General features: G+C 50.5%; 19 protein-coding genes. 8 read left to right on the top strand and 11 right to left on the bottom strand.

All coding sequences use genetic code 11. The features are described from left to right. Positions 1 to 11: 11 nt before the first annotated feature. The 3 genes from FCL47_RS19795 (at position 12) to rpsA (ending at position 3,940) form a co-directional block, all read left to right on the top strand. Entirely contained in the window at positions 12 to 710 is a 699-nt protein-coding gene (locus tag FCL47_RS19795; RefSeq protein ID WP_136815448.1) for an outer membrane lipoprotein carrier protein LolA, read from the top strand. A gap of 1 nt (position 711) precedes the next feature. Then, complete coding sequence (locus FCL47_RS19790) at positions 712 to 2,541, top strand: RiPP maturation radical SAM C-methyltransferase (protein WP_136815447.1); 1,830 nt, start codon at positions 712 to 714, stop codon at positions 2,539 to 2,541. Between the two features lie 196 nt (positions 2,542 to 2,737). After that, positions 2,738 to 3,940 (top strand): 30S ribosomal protein S1, encoded by a 1,203-nt coding sequence (gene rpsA / locus FCL47_RS19785; RefSeq protein ID WP_136815446.1) that lies wholly within the window; start codon positions 2,738 to 2,740, stop codon positions 3,938 to 3,940. Positions 3,941 to 4,051: 111 nt separating this feature from the next. Here the strand turns inward: rpsA and FCL47_RS19780 are convergent, their stop codons facing one another. After that, positions 4,052 to 5,002, bottom strand: coding sequence for a DUF523 and DUF1722 domain-containing protein (locus tag FCL47_RS19780; protein WP_136815445.1), 951 nt, complete (start codon positions 5,000 to 5,002; stop codon positions 4,052 to 4,054). A gap of 177 nt (positions 5,003 to 5,179) precedes the next feature. On the opposite strand from FCL47_RS19780, the gene FCL47_RS19775 reads away from it, so the two are divergent. Continuing rightward, positions 5,180 to 7,264 carry a response regulator gene (locus tag FCL47_RS19775; RefSeq protein WP_136815444.1) on the top strand — a complete coding sequence of 695 codons (2,085 nt, stop codon included), beginning with the start codon at positions 5,180 to 5,182 and terminating at the stop codon, positions 7,262 to 7,264. A gap of 188 nt (positions 7,265 to 7,452) precedes the next feature. Continuing rightward, entirely contained in the window at positions 7,453 to 8,331 is an 879-nt protein-coding gene (locus FCL47_RS19770; protein WP_136815443.1) for a TIGR02285 family protein, read from the top strand. 21 nt (positions 8,332 to 8,352) lie between these two features. Here FCL47_RS19770 and FCL47_RS19765 read toward each other — a convergent pair whose 3' ends face one another. Further along, a complete protein-coding gene (locus FCL47_RS19765) occupies positions 8,353 to 9,210 on the bottom strand; it encodes a PAS and helix-turn-helix domain-containing protein (protein WP_136815442.1) in 858 nt (285 codons plus the stop codon). A 192-nt stretch (positions 9,211 to 9,402) separates the two neighbouring features. Here FCL47_RS19765 and FCL47_RS19760 point away from each other — a divergent pair, with 192 nt between their 5' ends. Both FCL47_RS19760 and pyrC read left to right on the top strand, forming a co-directional pair. After that, the gene (locus tag FCL47_RS19760; protein WP_136815441.1) at positions 9,403 to 9,798 is read left to right on the top strand and encodes a pyridoxamine 5'-phosphate oxidase family protein; all 396 of its coding nucleotides are present in this window, start codon (positions 9,403 to 9,405) and stop codon (positions 9,796 to 9,798) included. Positions 9,799 to 9,871: 73 nt separating this feature from the next. Then, positions 9,872 to 10,870 carry a dihydroorotase gene (pyrC, locus tag FCL47_RS19755; protein WP_136815440.1) on the top strand — a complete coding sequence of 333 codons (999 nt, stop codon included), beginning with the start codon at positions 9,872 to 9,874 and terminating at the stop codon, positions 10,868 to 10,870. Here the strand turns inward: pyrC and FCL47_RS19750 are convergent. The 5 genes from FCL47_RS19750 to FCL47_RS19730 form a co-directional block, all read right to left on the bottom strand. Beyond that, complete coding sequence (locus FCL47_RS19750) at positions 10,837 to 11,718, bottom strand: 4Fe-4S binding protein (RefSeq protein ID WP_240744314.1); 882 nt, start codon at positions 11,716 to 11,718, stop codon at positions 10,837 to 10,839. The genes pyrC and FCL47_RS19750 overlap by 34 nt on opposite strands. Then, entirely contained in the window at positions 11,715 to 12,308 is a 594-nt protein-coding gene (locus FCL47_RS19745) for a 4Fe-4S dicluster domain-containing protein (RefSeq protein ID WP_136815439.1), read from the bottom strand. Before FCL47_RS19745 ends, FCL47_RS19750 begins: the two co-directional genes overlap by 4 nt. Continuing rightward, on the bottom strand, positions 12,308 to 12,610 hold the full coding sequence (locus tag FCL47_RS19740; protein WP_136815438.1) for a chaperone NapD: 303 nt from the start codon (positions 12,608 to 12,610) through the stop codon (positions 12,308 to 12,310). Before FCL47_RS19740 ends, FCL47_RS19745 begins: the two co-directional genes overlap by 1 nt. Positions 12,611 to 12,679: 69 nt before the next feature. Next, positions 12,680 to 15,067 carry a molybdopterin oxidoreductase family protein gene (locus FCL47_RS19735; protein ID WP_136815437.1) on the bottom strand — a complete coding sequence of 796 codons (2,388 nt, stop codon included), beginning with the start codon at positions 15,065 to 15,067 and terminating at the stop codon, positions 12,680 to 12,682. Between the two features lie 25 nt (positions 15,068 to 15,092). Continuing rightward, complete coding sequence (locus FCL47_RS19730) at positions 15,093 to 15,482, bottom strand: cytochrome c3 family protein (protein ID WP_240744313.1); 390 nt, start codon at positions 15,480 to 15,482, stop codon at positions 15,093 to 15,095. Between the two features lie 391 nt (positions 15,483 to 15,873). On the opposite strand from FCL47_RS19730, the gene FCL47_RS19725 reads away from it, so the two are divergent. Further along, on the top strand, positions 15,874 to 16,068 hold the full coding sequence (locus tag FCL47_RS19725; RefSeq protein WP_136815436.1) for a hypothetical protein: 195 nt from the start codon (positions 15,874 to 15,876) through the stop codon (positions 16,066 to 16,068). Between the two features lie 118 nt (positions 16,069 to 16,186). Here the strand turns inward: FCL47_RS19725 and rlmB are convergent, their stop codons facing one another. The 4 genes from rlmB to FCL47_RS19705 all read right to left on the bottom strand — a co-directional run bounded on the left by rlmB (position 16,187) and on the right by FCL47_RS19705 (position 18,925). Then, entirely contained in the window at positions 16,187 to 17,005 is an 819-nt protein-coding gene (gene rlmB, locus FCL47_RS19720; RefSeq protein ID WP_136815435.1) for a 23S rRNA (guanosine(2251)-2'-O)-methyltransferase RlmB, read from the bottom strand. Next, positions 17,002 to 17,616, bottom strand: a complete 615-nt coding sequence (gmk, locus tag FCL47_RS19715; RefSeq protein ID WP_136815434.1) for a guanylate kinase — start codon at positions 17,614 to 17,616, stop codon at positions 17,002 to 17,004. The genes rlmB and gmk overlap by 4 nt, the downstream gene beginning before the upstream one ends. After that, complete coding sequence (locus tag FCL47_RS19710) at positions 17,613 to 17,915, bottom strand: extracellular matrix/biofilm biosynthesis regulator RemA family protein (protein ID WP_136815433.1); 303 nt, start codon at positions 17,913 to 17,915, stop codon at positions 17,613 to 17,615. Before FCL47_RS19710 ends, gmk begins: the two co-directional genes overlap by 4 nt. A gap of 128 nt (positions 17,916 to 18,043) precedes the next feature. Continuing rightward, positions 18,044 to 18,925 carry a YicC/YloC family endoribonuclease gene (locus FCL47_RS19705; protein ID WP_136815432.1) on the bottom strand — a complete coding sequence of 294 codons (882 nt, stop codon included), beginning with the start codon at positions 18,923 to 18,925 and terminating at the stop codon, positions 18,044 to 18,046. Positions 18,926 to 18,995: the final 70 nt, after the last annotated feature.

Here is an 18,995-nt window from a genome sequence, read left to right as displayed (position 1 = left end):
TCATACGATTGATGAAAAATCTATCTAAAATACTCCTGATCGCCTCCTGCCTGCTGCTGCCGGTTATAAACGCACACAGGGGCGCATGCGGCACCGAATATCCGGAAGATATCGCCGAGCGTTTACAGGCGCGGTACGACAAGATTGCCAGCCTCTCTTTCAATTTCATTCAGAACACCAGCGGCGAGATGACCGGCCGACCGCGCCGGGGTTCGGGCAAGGCCGCGTTTGTCAAACTGGGTGGTAAAAGTTATATGCGCTGGGATTATACCAGTCCGGATAAACAGGTGTTGACCAATGACGGCGAAACGTTCTCCATGTACTTTGCCAAGCTGCACCAGATGATCGTCTCCCCGGCCAATACCCTCGATGCAGATCTCACCTATTCTTTTTTTACCGGGAAAGGCGTCCTGAAGAGGGACTTTTATATTCGCCCGGCCGAGGAAGAATTCCAGTCGGAAAACAGTGCGGTAATCAAGGTGATTAAACTCATCCCGAAAACACCCCAGTCCCAGGTTCAGGACATCCATCTGTGGGTGACACCCGACTCACTGATCCGCCGGATAAATATCCGCGATCAGTTCGGCACCGTAACTGTTTTGAACTTTACTGATATCACTGTTGACAGCCTGGTTGGCAAGCCTCCAAAAGAACTGCTGTCATTTTTTTCCTTCACTCCCCCTGAAGGAACAGAAATTATCAGGCAATAAAGTGGGACCAGACACCTCTTCTCCATTCAGGCTCGCACTTATTGCCATGCCGTGGTCGATATTCAACCGACCGTCCATTCAACTTGGCGCCCTGAAGGCTTACCTGGAGCGCGAATCGTCGTATCGACTGGACAATTATCACCCTTATCTGGATCTCGCGCAAACTATCTCCCCGGACATCTATAGCCAGATCGCCCTCTCCGGCTGGGCCGGAGAAGCCCTTTTTGCCCCACTGCTGTTTCTCGAAAAAAGACCTGATGCCCGAAAACTGTTCCGCCGGTGCCTGACCGGAAAAATTAAACCCCTGCCCGATTTTGACGAGCTGGTAACAGCTGTTGAAGAGAGCTGCACCAGACTGCTGACAACCATCCCCTGGCACCAATATGATCTTATCGGTTTTTCCCTCTGTTTCAGTCAACTGTTTGCCTCGCTCTACATGGCTGAAAAAATGAAAGAGAAATGGCCGGAAGTACCCATTGTTTTCGGTGGTTCATCCTGTTCCGGTGATATCGGCAAGTCCCTGGTCGACCATTTCCCGCAAATAGACTACCTGGTCGATGGGGAAGGAGAACGGCAACTCCTCGACCTCTGTCATTTCGTCAGCGGACACAGTGACAGCCTGCCCGGAAAAATCCGCCGCCGGCGCCCTGATTCTACAACTGAAAAAGACAATCCTGTGCAACCTATGGAAATGGACGATCTTCCTTTTCCGGATTACAGCCATTACTTTAAGGAGATGCACCAACATTTTTCCGACCAGCCATTTATCCCCCTGTTACCGATAGAATTTTCACGGGGCTGCTGGTGGAACAAATGTACTTTTTGCAACCTCAATCTCCAGTGGCAGAAATATCGCAACAAAACAAGCGACAGGATGCTGGCGGAAACACTGCACCTCGCCGAAACCCATGCATGCCTGCATTTCACTTTCACCGACAATGCCCTGCCGCCAAGGCAAGCAGATCTTTTTTTCCGAAAACTCGCGCCAAAAAAACTGGATTTTGACTTTTTTGCCGAGATTCGCCCAATTTCCGAACCAAAAAAACTGAACCTGTACAGTCAGACCGGTCTTAAAACCGTCCAGGTGGGAATCGAAGCCTTATCGACATCTCTGCTGGCAAAAATGGCCAAGGGAACGACGACCCTCGACAACATTTCCATCATGAAAATGTGCAGTACATCGGCAATCCGGCTGGAGGGCAACCTGATCACCGACTTTCCCGGCACAACGGAAGAGGAAATTGCCGAAACGCTCCATAATCTCGAATTTGTCATGCCTTTTCCTCCCCTGCAGACAGCCTCCTTTTTTCTCGGCTATGGCTCGCCCATGCACCGCAGCTGCAGTTCCGCCAATGCATTCTCCATCCAAAAAATCATCCCGCATGCGAAAAACCGCAGCCTCTTCCCTGAAGCATATCTCCGCTCAATGACCATGCTGATCAACAGCTATCGAGGCGACAAAAAACTCCAGCACAGACAGTGGCAGCCGGTAAAACAGAAGATCCAGGCCTGGCAGAATTTTCATAAGCGCAGATCGAAAAGCCGGCCGCACCCTCTCAGTTACCGTGATGGCGGGACATTTCTCATTATCCGTCAGGAACGGCTGTCAGACACCCCGCTGTTGCACCGCCTGCGAGGGACATCAAGAAGGATTTATCTCTGTTGCGAACAACCGATTGAAATAACTAGGATTCTGGCGGAATTCCCCCAAATCCATGAGCGGATCCTACGAAATTTTATTGATGAAATGTGCGATAAACGTCTTATGTTTCAAGAAAACGGCCACGCTCTGTCACTGGCAGTGCGAAATACCGGCGACGGCCGGAGATAAAATTCGCCATGATGCCTGCTCCGGAACAGCGACGAGGACTTGTCAAGCTGTCCAGCTATGCTATAATCTGTTCCGATTCTACGCTGGCGTGCCATCTGAAATTGGAATTTCCAGGAATGTATCAACTCTCAGGCATCAGTTATGTAACTGACCAAAACCGTAAACCGTATTTTTTCTTTTTCTATAATGGGTAGACATGACAGAAACAGACAATGAAAGTTTTGAAGAACTCTTCAAGGCCGAAAAAACCACCAAAATAAGACACTTAACGCCGGGACAAAAAATCCAGGCGACCATCGTCGGCATAAACGACGAGACGACCTTTCTCGATGTCGGCGGCAAGAGCGAAGGCGTGCTCAACAGCTCCGAGCTCAGAGACAACGAAGGTAATTTCAAGTATCAGCTCGGTGACAAACTGGATGTGTATTTTCTGCAGACGAAATCGTCCGAGCAGCTTTTCACCACCTCCATCGGTTCCGGTTCCTCCGCTGCCCACCTTGAGGAAGCCTTTCGCAGCGGTATCCCCGTAGAAGGATTCGTGAAAGCGGAGATCAAAGGCGGCTTCGAAATCACCCTCGGGGGCAATGTGCGAGGTTTCTGTCCCTTTTCCCAGATGGGTCTGCGGCGGGTTGAAGATGCGGCCAAAGAATATCTGGAGACCCATATGAAATTCCAGATTACCCGGTTTGAGGAAAATGGCCGCAATATCGTCCTCTCAGCGCGGGCGATTCAGGAAGCGGAACGGGCAGAACTGCGTGAAAAATTACAGCAGACGCTGCAGGAAGGGCAGACAGTCGAAGGGGTGGTCAGCTCTATCCGAGAGTTCGGAGCCTTTGTCGATATCGGCGGCGTAGATGGCCTTATTCCCATCTCGGAAATCGGCTGGAGCCGAGTCGATAAGGTCGAGGAATATTTTACCGTCGGCCAGAAAGTCCAGACCGTGATCAAAAAACTCGACTGGGACAAGGAGAGAATTTCTCTCAGCTACAAGGAGACCCAGGCCGATCCATGGAACGAAGTGACGACTCTTTTTCCGGAAGGCACAACCCATATGGGAACGGTCGCCAGGCTTGCTCAATTCGGGGCCTTTGTGACGCTCGCCCCAGGCATCGACGGCCTGATTCATATCTCGAAGCTTGGCGGCGGCCGACGAATCAATCACCCCCGTGAAGTGCTGGAAGAAGGACAGAATATCGATGTGACAATTGACGGAATAGACCTCGCGGAAAAAAGAATCAGCCTGGTACCGGCTGACTATGTCTCACCTGAGGCGGAACAGGACAAGGAGCGAGACGAATACAAATCCTTTAAGACCAAGGAAAAAAAGGCCAGACCTGCAGCCGAAATGGGCAGCTTAGGCGCCCTGCTCAAAGCAAAAATGGCCGAGAAAAAGAAATAATCTTTTTATGACAGGCGCCAGCTCGTCATTTCGTTTGGCGCCTGTCAATCGCATACCACGGTTTTCTTCATCTCCAAAAACCTAAATTTGGCAATGGTAAAGTAAAAAGCTTCATGCATGATTAAGGAGCTTTAGCTCTAATGGGTGCGGATCGAGATAATGCTGGTTGGCCAGGTACTCCTGCTTGAATTTTTTGGTGAAAAACTTCATAAGTGTCAGGGGAACTATCAATGGGATCATTCCCTGATGGTATTGATCTATTACGTCAAGCACCTCCTGCTTTTCCAGAGGAGACAGGTCGTTTTTAAAATAACCGAAAACATGCGTCAACACATTGGTATGCTTCCTGTTGGTGCTCTTTTTGGCGAGAGCGCTCATCAACAGTGCTTCATACCGGCTAAATAACTCCTCGATAGAGAGATCTTTGGCTTTTGCCACCAGACGGCCCATTTCTCGATATTCTTTTTCACTATGGGAGAGAAGCAGCAGTTTATGGGTCGTATGAAAATCGACCAACCCACCTCTCTTTTTGGCCGTAGCGACAAGTTCCCGCCATCTTCTGTGTACGAAAATACGCTGGATAAAATTTTCGCGCAGAACCGGGTCGTTAAGCCGCCCGTCCTCTTCAACCGGCAGATGGGGGAAATATTCCATAAACAACCTGGCAAAGATGCCAATACCGTTAGTATTGGCCATCCCCGATTCGGAATATACCTTCACCCTTGCCATGCCGCTGCTTGGTGACATGCGTTTGAAAACAAAACCGTCAAGTTTTTCCCGGGCAAGCTCATCCAGCCGGACAGAAGCCCATTTCTTCATCTGATCGGTATAATCTATGTTACTTTTTCGAGTTACCAATCTTGGGTCTGCAGGATTGCCGACAAGTCGCATGGCCTCCCGGGGAACGGTGAGACCGCATTCAACCTCAGGACAGACAGGTATATATTCCACATATCGCCCCAGAGTGTCAGTCAGGAATCGGTCATGCTGATGGCCGCCGTCATATCTGACATTATTGCCAAGCAGGCAGGAACTCACTCCAAGTCGTATCTTGTCATCCATCTCTCTCTCCCTTTTATGTCTTCCATTTAATTTTTAAATGTGCACAATTAAACAAAGGAACTTGACATCCATCCTGCACTCAGCAATATTACAAAATTGGAATTGGCCCCATACATTTGCTTGGTTCTATTTTTTGATGAGGCAGACGGCAGAAATGAATATAAATAAGTCATTATAATGATTTCTCTCTACAAAAGAAGAAGTCGTTTTATCTATGCAGCCGTTGTCTTTCTGATGGTCTTTGCGGCCATCGCTTATTTCTATATTCAAAGAGAAGATGCCCTCGACCATAAATTCTTCAAGACTCATGCCGCTATTCTGGCCAACGACATATGGGCACTCAACCAAAATGGCGCCGACGCCTACCTGCAGCTTGCCGTCAAGGCCGATTATTACAAATCCCTCTCCGTATCCATCCCCGGCACCGAAACTTTCATTTCGGCTACCTGCCCTCCATTATCAGGTCTCTCACTCTTTCTCTATAAGATAAGGCTGATCGGGGTAAAAAAGCTCTCAGCAGAGATCATACACGGCGACCAGGTTATCGGCATTCTCAAGGGGGAGAAGTACGTACGGGTTATTTTTCCCCTTATTAATATCCTTATTTTCCTTCTGCTGCTGCTCCTGACGGCAGCTTTCATCAGCCATCTCTTTGCCAATAGAAAATTCCTCGAGCAGGAGATCAGGGAACGGACGAGACATCTGCGGGAAAGCGAACGGCGCTTCCATGATCTTGTCAATCTGCTCCCGGAAATAGTTGTCGAAACAAATCTGGCCGGAGATATTACCTACGCCAACGAGGTGGCCCAAAAGCAGTTACAACTTACAAGCAAACGAAGCAGTTGTGCAAACTTTTTCCAGTTTATCCAGCAAAACGAACGAGAAGCTGCCCGGCAGAATTTCCAGAAGACCCTTCAGGGCGAACCATCCAGACTAACTGAGCTCACGGCAGTTGATGGAAATAACAGAACATTTCCCATCCTCATTCGTTCGACACCAATCGACAACGGGGTCAAGGTTTCCGGTGTCCGGATGATCGTTATCGATATTACTGAACGGCGCCAGATGGAAGAACAGCTGCACCGGGATCAGAAGATGAAAGCCATCGGCCTCATGGCCGGCGGGGTCGCCCATGATCTGAACAATATTCTTTCCGGTATCATCACCTATCCAGAACTGCTGCTCCTTGATCTGGGCCAGCAGAGCAGTCTGCGACAGCCTCTTGAGGCAATCCGTCAGTCCGGACTTGATGCTTCATACGTTGTTTCCGATTTGCTCACCGTCGCCAGAGGCATCGCCGCCAACAAAGAAATCATCGCTCCCAATATACTGATTCAAGCCTATCTCAATTCCGCTGATTTCCGGCAACTCCAGCGCAGATATCCGTATATCGCCGTAAACACCTCGCTGTCTTCCGATTTGCGCAATATCTCCTGCTCGCCTATTCATGTCCGAAAATGCCTGATGAATCTCATCACCAACGGTGCGGAAGCCATACACGGGTCAGGAACCGTCTCGATTACCACCGACAATTATACCATTCCGTTTCCATTGGCAAAAAACCGCCACAAGGTATCAACAGAACATTTCTCCAGAATACGCATCCATGATACCGGATCGGGAATCGCTCCTGAGGACATTGGGCGTATTTTCGAACCCTTCTACACCAAAAAGGTTATGGGCAGAAGCGGCACCGGACTCGGCCTGGCCGTTGTCTGGAACACTATGCATGACCATGGCGGCACCGTCAACGTCGTCAGCGATGAACAAGGGACGACATTCGAACTCCTGTTTCCGAGCATAGAGGCCGATCTTGCGCCACAGCCGGACAGAAAAAACTGGAAAAACTATCAGGGCCGTGAAGAAACTATCCTGGTCGTGGACGACGAACCACGTCAACGCGAGATTGCCGGGCAGCTGCTGAAATCTTTAAATTATACGGTACAGACTGTCGCATCAGGCGAAGAGGCAATCGAATATGCCAGACATCATGCTCCCGACCTGCTGGTCCTCGATATGCTCATGCCACCCGGACAAAACGGGCGGATGACCTTCGAACAGATCCTGAAAATACACCCTCAGCAGAAAGCAATTATCGCCAGCGGTTTTGCCGACGACGATGATGTAAAAGCCACTCTGGCAATGGGTGCAAAAGCATTTGTCCAGAAGCCTTATACCCTGGACCAGATTGGCTCGATTATCCACCACATTCTTTATTCTGATTGCCCCGCAAACTCAGCCTGCCGGAATGAAAGGGTGTGAGCTGTTCGTTTTTCGGGTCTCTGCAGCCATGGACGGCTGCAGCGAAGCCCCCAGGGATGGGTTTACGGCGTCCCGGGAAACGAACAGCTCACCCCCTGGCTCAGGAGCTGAACATTAGGGGGAATCAGATTCTTTATTGTTAATTTTATCATGTCTTAATTCATATCCTTTTGCACCTTGAGGTTTCCATGGCACTAAAAAAAACGCGTCTTTCATGTATCCTGATCCTCCTGCTTACTGCACTCGTTCCGACGGGGGCATGGACAAAAGACTCTATCAGCTGGATGGAAGCGGTGGCCCCGCCCTTCTTTATTCACGAGGGAAAATTTAAAGGCCAGGGCTACGAAGATCTGATAACCGACATCCTGATAAAAAATTTGCCGGCATATGAGCATACCCATGTGATCGCAAATATCTCCAGACATTACCAGCAATGGAAACAAGGAGAAAAGGCCTGTGCCCTGGCAATGTACAAAACGCCGGAACGGATGGAATTTGCCTATTTCTCCATACCGAGCGTCATCACTCTGCCTACCGTCCTGATCATCAATAAAGAGAAATTCAACATTTTCGGGGGGAGCAAAACCGTAAGTCTCACCGATATTCTTAAAAGCCATAAATATATTGTTGGCCGATCCAAAAACCGGTCATATGGCATCGAATTCGATACGACCCTAAATACATACGGCGACAGCAGGAATATTTTTGTCTACGAAGGTCCGGAACTTACCCTGAATCTCTTTAAAATGCTGTTGGCCGGACGGATCGACGCCCTGTCGGGACTGCCGGAGGAGGCTATGTATCTGGCCGAAACAATGGGCATCCGAGACCGGATCATGACGCTGAACATCACCGAGAACCAGGTGAATAACGATGCATCACTCACCTACGTGGCCTGTTCTAAGAACGAATGGGGTAAAAAAACGATAAACGATATCAATGCCGTCCTCCGTGAGCAGCGTCCAACCGAAAGCTATCGCGCCGCCTATGAGCGATGGCTTGATCCGAGCAGTATAACGGGGTACCAAAAACTCTACCGGGAAGCCTTTATTACCGTTACAGAGTAATGGCTTGAAGCAGTACTCGACTTATGCCAGAGAGAGCAGATAAGACCGGAGGTTTTTCGAGGTATGGGTCAGATCGAGCTTGCTGCGCAGACGCTTGCGATGGAAGTCGACCCCGCTCACCGACAAATTCAACACATCGGCTATCTCCTTGCTTGATTTACCACTGCGAACCATATTGGCCACCTCTATCTCCTGCGGCGTAAGCGACATATTCAACGCGGCCAGACTGTGTAGAAATGGGGAGACAATGTCCCGCAAATTGGTATCGACCACCTCAAGCAGCGTCCGCTGTTTTTCCGTCAAATGCCCCTGGAGCAACTTCTCCAGATACGGGAGAACCAGGCGATCGACATTGGCATAAATCGTCTCTTCAATCCGGGTTTTATCTTCTTCCCGCTGACGCAGCAGAACCCGCAGGGCAATATTGGTTTCCTCCAGACGCTCACTTTGCCGTATCAGTTCAGCCTCTTTTGCCTGCAAGGCCTCCTGCACCTCCATAATGGGGGTAATGTTTTCGTGGGTGACAATAACCCGGTGCACATTATGGTCGCGATAAGGAACCACGCGCACCGCATACCACCGCTTCTGATCCCGGGAATGACATGGATACTGGGTCAGAAATTCATCCAGTTCCCCGGCCATAACATTGCGGATACCTCGGGCAACCCGATCGGCATCGTCTTCGGGATGCTCGGTAGCCGTTTCACAGATTGCCAGATAGTTGATTCCGATACTTTCAAAGGACTCGCGCATCCCGTTTTGTCGACCGTATTCCTGCCAGGCCCGGTTGGTTTCGATGATCTTCCCCTGTTCATCCAATATCGCTACATGGGCTGACATCGAGTCGATAACCACTTTATACAGATTATTGTCCACCATTCCCTGCCTCCTTTTCTCTGGTAGTTTTTACTATTACTGTAGTATTGATTATCCCCTCTTGTGTCAATACCAATAGTAACTACTCTGTGAAGTGAAAAGGACTAAAGATATACGTATTGTCATGAATAATGAATGCCATACAGGACCATTGAGTTTTTACAAAAACGATTTTATCCCGGGAGGAATCACATAATGGATCTCAGCAAATATTTCCAGGAGCATACAGGAACCGGAGTTCTGGCGACAGCAGCCGATGACGGCAAAGTAAACACGGCTATCTACGCGCGGCCTCACGTCTTTGACAACAAAACCGTCGCCTTTATCATGCGGGACAGGCTTTCCAGACAAAATCTATTAAAAAACGGTTCGGCCAATTATCTGTTCATTGAATCGGGAGCAGGTTATAAAGGAGTGCGGCTGGGCTTAACAATGATAGACGAATCGACAGATCCTGAGTTAATTGCCTCGCTCTCCAAGAGACTTCTGGCAGGAAAAGAATACAGCGCCAATGAAGCAAGATTTGCGGTACGTTTTTCAGTAGATAAGGGGCTTGCGCTGGTTGGCGGCGAGGAAATTATATTTGAATAGACACACCACTTGGCACAGACTATAATTCTGAGTCATTCACCTGCTGTCTTTCAACTAATGAAGGTTACCTTACATGAAAATTGTTTTGCAATCCCCTCTTGATATGCATCTGCATCTGCGGGAAAACACAATGCTGCAGACTGTTGCGCCCTACACCTGCCGCACATTTGCCGGAGCAGTGATCATGCCCAATCTCGTCTCCCCCGTCGATTCGCTGGAAAAGCTTCGACGCTACAAGGACGAGATCATGAAAGCGGGAAAGTCAGACACCTTTGCCGCCTATATGACACTCTTTTTCCGAAAATACACGAGAGAGGAGCTCGCTCAGGCAAAAAAAGAAATCATCGGCATAAAACTTTACCCGGCGGGCATTACCACCCGGAGCGAGAGTGGCGTTTCCAACTTCGACGAGATTGACGAAACCCTCAGCCTGATGGAAGAAATGGAGATTCCGCTTCTCGTGCATGGCGAATCAAATGGATTTGTGCTCGATCGGGAAACGGAATTCCTCAGCATGTATCAGCGATTGGCAGAAGCCTTTCCCAAGCTGCATATTGTCATGGAACATATTACCACCGCCGCAGCTGTCGATTTTATTGACCGGTACCCCAACGTCTCGGCCACGGTTACCCTGCACCACCTGCTGATCACCTTAGACGATGTGATCGGCGGCCTACTGGACCCCGACCTCTTCTGCAAGCCGATTGCCAAAAGGCCCGAAGATCGCCTGCGCCTGCGTGAAGCGGTTTTCTCCGGTCATGGGCGAATAATGTTCGGCTCGGATTCCGCTCCCCATCCCCGGCACAAAAAGGAATGTTGCGGCTGTGCGGCAGGAATCTTTTCAGCACCCGTCGCCCTGCCGATGCTGGCAGAACTCTTCGAAGAGGCGGGCCGACTGGATCTGCTCCAGCATTTCACCAGCGACATTGCCTGCAGACGCTACGGTATACAACCACCGCAAAAAACCGTGACCCTGGAGAAAAAATCATGGACCGTCCCTGAGCTCTGCGGCACAGTCAAGCCTTTCGGGGCCGGACGTCAGCTGCGCTGGTCGGTTACGGAGACAGTGTAGCCGTTCTGCTGCCACTGAAAGTGCAGCGCATCGTGACGGCAGGAATCCAGACACTCACCACAATTCCAGCAATAAGCGGAGGCTCCTTCACCGCTATTTGGCAGAAGTCCCATAGGACAGCTCTTTGCACACAGACCGCACTGGGTACAATTCGCCTGATCGACATGCACCCGAAGGCTCCTTTTCCTGCCCAGGAAGGCGAGCAACCCGCCGAGGGGACAGAAGGTGCGGCAGAAAAAACGGCGGGTCAGCAGATCCAGTAAGACAATCAGCAGAAGTATGCCTCCCTCCAAGGCCAGCGTTCGGAAAAACACCACCACCATTATTTCTCGACCGATCAGCCCCGGTGGAGAAAGGAAAACAAAGAGTGGCACGCCGAGTATCATGCTGAGAATAATCTCAGCAAGTAACGTAAACCAGAGGACTCTCTTTGCGACCAGAAGGCGGTTTTTTAGAAATTTCTTTCGTCCGATAAGTCTCCTCACCCGGTCAAAAAGCTCAAGAAGAAAAGACACCGGACAGATCCAGGAACAAAAGACCCTGCCGAGAAAAAGTGCTATCAAAACCGGGATCGCCATGCCGATCAGCGACGGCAGATACAGTGACTTGGTAAGCAGCAGGCTCTCCAATCCTTCCAGTGGGGAAACAAACCACAGGCTGCCAAACCCGAAAGACTGGTACCAGCCCTGAATAAAATGAACATGCCAAAAGTAATTCAAGAAAGGATTAAGCAAAATAAGCAGGAACGCAATGCTGAGCATGAGGAACCGCCATCGTCCATAGGCCATTTTTCGACCTTTACCGAGGTCTTCGCCAATCAAATCCTTTCCCCCCGCCGACGTGTTCATCCGCTCACCTTTTGCCGGGCATAAAGCGGTTCAATGTTAATCGCCTTTCGATCATCTCCCGCGGCGACAGGACAGGCACTGGTGCAGATGCCACAACCTGTGCAGGCGGAAGCATCGATTACCGGCCGCAATTGATCAAGCCGAATAGCTTTTTCCGCATAAGGGCACTTATCGTAACAGGTGCGGCAGAGTATCGTACCAAGCCAGGCAACACAATGGAATCGATTGATGACCGCAAGGCCCATCCGGGTATCCTGCTGCTGAATGCGCTCAAGACTCCCGGTCGGACAGACCTCAACACACTTCATACAGAGATAACAGGGAATTTTTTCCACTTCAACGAGGGGAGTTCCGGCATGTATTCCGGCCCGGATATCAAGCATGATAATGGACCGATACGGACAGACCTCCACACAACGCCCGCAGCGGATACATCTGGCGGCAAAGATTTCTTCGGGTACAGCGCCCGGTGGCCGCAGCCTGTTGGTTGCAACCGGCGACTGCAATAATTTTGCTCCAGCCGGTCCCGGTAAAAATGACAGGCCGGTGAGGCCAGTCCCGAGCAGCTTGAGAAACGTGCGGCGCTGCACTATGTGGTTCCTGACGGCTTGCGAAATCCGAACGGTCTTGCTGGTTCTTCGCCTTGGATAATGCGTTCCGCCTCGTCTTCGGCATTGAGATAGGTCAGTCCGACATGGAGGACGTTTTGGTCCCTGCTGATTCGATCGATAATTTTTTCCATCTCATCGGAGGATTCAGTTTCCAGTACGGCGACAATATTGCCTTTTTCGTCCGCGCCGTGAACTTCAACCTGGCTGAGGGTGGCGAGAAATCGTAAGACGTCGTTTGTTTCGCTTGGCAGGCTGGCGATGACAACTCCACTAATCGGCATGACTACTCCTCGGCAGGGGATTCATCAGGGGTACAGCAGGCGATATTTCACCTGCTGCACCTGGCTTACTCAGACGATATACGGCTCCAATGGTTTCGGATCCGAGGCCCGTTTCACTTGAACCGCACATATTTTGAACTCCGGCTCTTTCGAACCCGGATCAATACCATCCTTGGTAACCTTGTTGATCATCCGATCAGGATGCTGGTCATGCCAGTAAACAAAAACCATGCCTTCAACCGGACCGGCATAGACCTTGGCCGGCAGCAGATTGACGCCGCGTCGTGACTTTATCTCCACCATATCCCCTGGCTTGATGCCCAGCCGATCGGCATCTTTCGGATTCACCTCGACATAGGCATACGGGTTGGCGCGAAGCAGTTCAGGAATACGGCCGGTCATCGACATGGTGTGCCAGTGGTCAATAATTCGACCGGTAGAAAGGTAGAAAGGATATTCCGCATCCGGCATTTCTTCCGGATCAGCCTGCTCGCGCAACCATATCCACAGGGTACGATCAGGATGGGCTGCGCCATAAAACTGATAGGGAAGATCATTCCTGGATTCGGTGGTGGCCATCGGATCCCGACCTTTGACGAATTTTTTCACCGTCCCGCCGGTCAGGGCAAATTCCTCGGTCGGCGCGGGCCATTGCACACCATCGGCCATTTTTTCAAGCACGGCATAGGTCGCTCCACGCAGATCGTTGTCTCTGCCGGCCGTCAATTTCTGGGTGTATTCATCCCAGATCGCTTTGGGAAGTTCATACCCTTCTGTCAATCCTTCAAACGGCTTAATACACTGGGCAATGACCGGATCGTTCATTTTCTCTGCCAGCCTGCGTGCCCATTCCCGAACGATCCAGACTTCCGCTCTCGCTTCCCCCGGCGAGTCGATGGCCTTTCTGGTCAATTGAGAACGCCGTTCAGTACAGCCATAGACCCCGGTTTTCTCGAAATGAAACGAGGCCGGTAACACCAGGTTGGCCTTCTGGGTGGTGAGGGTTGGAAAAATATCGGTGCAGACAATAAAGACATCGTCTCTGTCCATACCTTTATTGTAGAGAGTACAGTTTGGCAGACTCTGCGCAGGACTGGTACAGTTAATCCAGATGGCCTTGATCTTTCCTTCGTTTATTGCGCTGAACATGGCCATGGTATGCAGCCCCGGTGCGGCCGGGATACGGCCTTCGGGAACGCCCCAGGCCGCCTCAACCTGCCGGCGCAGCTTCTCATTTTCCACCGGCCGATGGCCGGGGAGAATATGACAGAGCCCGCCTCCCTCGCGAACACCGCCGCAGGCATTGGGTTGGCCGGTGAGGGACAGGCTGTCGGCCCCGTCTTTTACCAACTGCCCGGTAATAATATGCAGGTTATGCACCAGATTATTGGCCCAGACCCCACGCTTGCGCTGATTAAGCCCCATTGTCCAGAGACTGACGGTTCCTTTGGACTTGGCAAACCAGCGGGCTATCGTCCTGATATCATCGGCTTTGAAGGTTCCGCCGCATACCTTTGCGGCCATCTCCGGGGTGTATTTTGCGACCTGCGCCTTGAAATCCTCCAGGGTTGTCTGTTCAGCTTCTCCCTTGCGAAACGTCGCATAGTTCTTGACGAACTCTGCATCGTAGAGCTTTTCTTCCATGATGACATTGGCCATGGCATTGAGCAGCGCAAGGTCGGTTCCCGGCATGAACTGCAGATGCATATCGGCAATTCTCGATGTCTGGGAAATTCTCGGATCGATGTTTATGACCTTGACGGTATTCGGATTATCGAGTTTTCGGCGCATAATTCGCCGAAAGAGAACCGGATGGGCCTCAGCGGTATTGGAGCCGATTATAAAGAAACAATGGGCTTTTTCAAAATCGGCATAGCCGCCGATAGGCTCATCGGCACCAAAAGAGCTGAGATATCCCGCAGCGGCACTGGCCATGCAAAGTCTTGGGTTACCTTCAACATTGTTTGACTGTAACCCGCCGCGCATAATCTTCTGGAAGAGATAGGTCTCTTCAGTCAACGACTGCCCGGAGCCATAATAGGCCACGGCATCTCCCCCACCAGCCTTATGCGCCCTGGCAAATTGGTCGGCCGCTATATCCAGCGCCTTATCCCAGGATATTTCTTTGAAGGCATCACTTTTTTTCGCGCGGTACAGCGGCTTGGTCAAACGGTCCGGATGCCGCATGCATTTCCAGAAATACGTGCCTTTCATACAGACATAGCCGAAATTGGTCCGTGACTCGGCCACCCCGCGCAATCCCATCGGTACGCCGTCTTTAACGCCCAGTTCAACCCGGCAGCCAACGCCGCACAGACGACAACTGCCGCGATGCCAGACAACCCCCTCGTCGGCCCGGGCAAGATTGATTTTGTCGATCGGCAGATTCATGCTCACATAGGACGCAGCCGAAAGCGCAGCCGCCTTTTTTATAAAATCACGCCTTGTTTGTGTCATTGCAATCTCCTCCTTCTCGGTAGGTTCAACTGGTTGCCTTCTTTTTCACCTTAAATGAATGGGGAATATGACACTCCCAGCATGGTTTGTCCTTGGGGCATTTTTCCAGCATGTCGAGATGACAGGTAGCACAGGTCTGCCGGTCCGGTGTTATCATAAAATCGCCATAGGTACCGTGACACTGATAACATTTGACCATTGCAATACCATGCACCGATCCATACCATTCTTTTTCAATCTCAGGGGTTGCCTCCCGATGGCAATCGGCACAGGCGATCAGCATCTCCTGTCCAGACAGTTCCGGATGGACATCTTTCTTCTTGTCACCGGCCATCACCGAGACGGACAGCAACACTGTCCCCAGTATGACCAGTGCAAAACCTGCATAGTGTATTCCTCTCTGATTTTTCACCATACACCTCCTTGAAAGGTTCCCGTACCATTCTCTATTTCCCCGACGACCCGACACCTCTGCCTGACATACTAACTTCGCCATTCTCTTCCAGCAAGATATTTATGTGAGTTGACAAAGCCCCCCCCTCGACCGCCAATAGCTAAACAAAATAACGTATTATCAGCGTTTTACCCCGTGCTATTGATCTGGTCAAGCACAATACGTATAGTTTAGCCAATGACATCCCGGCATGATGTACGCAACGGCAAGGAGTGAAGCGCCGGGAGACCTCCTCTACCATTTTTACGGGCGTTCTTTGCATGCCTCCAGCAAAATGGGTCAAGTACCATAAAAAATTATCTTTGCGTAACAACAGGAAAGTAGCCGGCACAAAGTGCCAAGGAGAAAAACAATGATGACCTTTGAACAAGTGAAAAGTGCGGTACTGAATCTCGGAGAGACCGAACAGAAACGATTGATTACAGAGGTTCTGACGGAAATAATGCCCAAAGTCTGCAGGGACGAAGACTGTCTCAGCCAGATAAGAAACTTTGTCAATCAGGAAACAGTCAGGGAGTACAGGGAACAACACATGGACAGCATATAGGCTTGCCTGAAAAGGGCAATACAGGCCCGATTGTCCGGGCCAGAATCATGATGCAGGCGTCGAGCTGGCCAGACACCGTCAATTGATGATTTCCGATCGATCCTATCGGGTGGTACTCTTACCCGGCAGCAGACGACAGATCCTGTCGCCTGGCCTCAAAAAGAATGATGGCAGCGGCAGCAGAACTGTTGAGCGAGTCAAGAGTGCCCGCCATCGGAATTGAGAGGAGTACATCGCACTCTTTTTTGACCAGTGGCCGGATACCTTTGCCTTCACTGCCTACTACCAGACAGGCGGGCATGGACAGGTCCGTTTGATAAAGAGATTGGGCTTCCGCATCCTTCACTGCCCCAAATATCCAGAAACCAGCCTTTTTCAGCACCTTTAATGCATTCACCAGGTTGGTTACCTGACAGATATCGATATGCGACATGGCCCCGGCAGACGACTTTGCCGCGGTCCCCCCAAGCGGGGCGGAACGCTCCCGGGTTACGATAACTCCGGCAGCTCCAGCGGCCAGGGCGGAACGGATGATTGCCCCGAGATTATGCGGATCCTGGAGAGAATCACAGACCATCAGACGCAGGTTTTCGCCAGCATCGATACGGCCTTTCAACTTCACCACCAGCTCATCTAAAGCAACGAGCGGGGTCTGACTCATTCGGGCAACTATCCCCTGATGACGAACCTGGGCGCTCTCCTCACCCGTCAAACGTAAAGATTCAACAAAGGTGATCTTCACATTCCGCTGCCGGGCAAGGTCGATTATCTCTTCAATTTTTGTGCCCCGTTTGTCTTTTTGCAGGATGATTTCCGTGAAACGGTCCGGTTCTTTGGCCAATCCTTCAAAAACAGGATGAACTCCCCAGAGGAGATCCTCACTTAATCGAATACTTTTCTCTGCACCCTGCTTTTGCCCACCGCCTTGTCTTTTCATGTGAATACTCTCTTGCTGATGGGTTTACCGGATGGCAGCCGGTGCGCTCTGGCCCTTTCTGCCAAGATAATTGACGCCAGAAGATGTGCGGCCTCGTCAATATTTTCGTTGATGATAAGATATTCGTATTCCGAAGCAGCACGCATCTCGACTGCACCATTTCTCAGGCGCAGCTGGATTTTCTCCTCGCTCTCTGTCCCCCGACCGCGCAGTCTTCTTTCAAGTTCGGTGAGATTGGGCGGCGAGATAAAAATATGCGTCGCCTCGAGTTGTTTTTTCCAGCGGAGGATTGCCGCTCCCTGCACATCGATATCAAGGATAACGTCCAGCCCTTCTTCGAGCTGTGCACCGATGGCGCCAATGCTCGTACCATAGAGATTATCATGCACATCAGCATATTCAAGAAACAGTCCCTGATCGATCATACTGAGGAATTCTCCCCGTGATACAAAGTGATAATCGACGCCGTCCTGCTCCCCGGGTCTCGGGCTTCGGGTAGTGTGAGAGATGGAAAATACCAGGCCGGGAATTTCGGCCATTACCCGTTTGAGTAAAGTAGTCTTCCCCGCACCGGATGGTGCGGAAACTACAAACAGCCTTCCGACGGTCATATCTGCTCCACTGCTGCTGAGGTTTTGTGCTGTCCAAAATATTCGGCCAGATTCTGGCCCGTCTGCAGGGCCAGCATTCTCTGGCTGATGGTATCAGGTTGGACCGAAGAAAGAATAATATGGTTTGATTCCATGACCAGAATCGATCTCGTCCTTCTCCCTTCAGTCACATCAATAAGCCTGCCATCCATTTTCGCAGCCTCTTTCAGTTTACGGGCGGGAGAAGAGCCGGTATTAATAACGGCGATAATCTTTTCCACTATGACTGTATTACCAAACCCTACGTTGAGTAAATGCATCACGCACCATAAAGTCAATTTATTATTACCTGGCGATAATGGTTGACCTGTTTTGAGTTTTTATTGGATTTTCGAATTGTACTCTCTCAATCTGTAACCACTCTTTTACCGCCAAACCAGTCTCCGGCTCATTCGATATTTTGTACCTGCTCGCGCATTTTTTCCAATTCACTCTTTAAATCAACGGTGAGATGAGCCACAGCCGCGTCGTTGATCTTCGAGGCGAGGGTATTGACCTCCCGCAGAAATTCCTGAATCAGAAAATCAAGCTTTCTGCCGATACCGCTTTCCTCGGTGAGAAAAAGAGTAAACTGACTGATATGGCAGCGCAATCGCACAATTTCTTCGGTGACATCTGTTTTATCGGCCATAACGGCTACTTCCTGAGCAAGACGAGCTGGATCGAGTTGAACATTCGCTAACAATTTATCAAGTCTCTCCTGGAGATTCTTCTGTCTTTGTTCCAGTAATTCCGGGATGCTTTTTTCGATACTCCCAATCGTTTTTTCAAAAAACTGCAACCGCCCAGTGAGATCTTCCGCCAGTGTCTTCCCTTCCTGGCACCTCATCGTATCGCAATTCTGCAAAGCCGTTGCAACAACTTTTTCCACCATCTCCCAGACTATCGCTAAATCTTCGTCCTGTTGCTCTCGTATCAATACTTCAGGGTAGGCGGCTAATATCTGCGGAGTGATTTCACTCACCAGACCAAATTCCGCCGACAGGGCCTGCAATGCATCCCGATATCCACCGGCCAGGGCCATATTTACTTTAACTTCCTGCAGATCCGAAAAATCACCGCTCACCGACAGCATCAGGTCGACCCTGCCGCGCAGGTGAGTCTCCGCAACCATTTTACGTATTTTTTCTTCCAGCGGGGTGTAGCCTCGGGGCAGTTTCATTTTCAGATCAAGATACCTGTTATTGACACACCGGATTTCGGCAGTCCAGACCCTGCCATTTTTTTCCAGCTCCCCCCGGCCAAAACCGGTCATACTCTTTATCGTCATTCTTTCTACCCTTTATGCAGACTCTATAAACAACAAAACGATGTAGAAGGATTCCCTCTACATCGTTTTG

This window comes from Desulfopila sp. IMCC35006, from assembly GCF_005116645.1.
GTDB lineage: Bacteria > Desulfobacterota > Desulfobulbia > Desulfobulbales > Desulfocapsaceae > Desulforhopalus_A.
The sequence above is the reverse complement of the archived record's forward strand: the minus strand, read 5'-3'. Positions and strand labels throughout refer to the sequence as shown.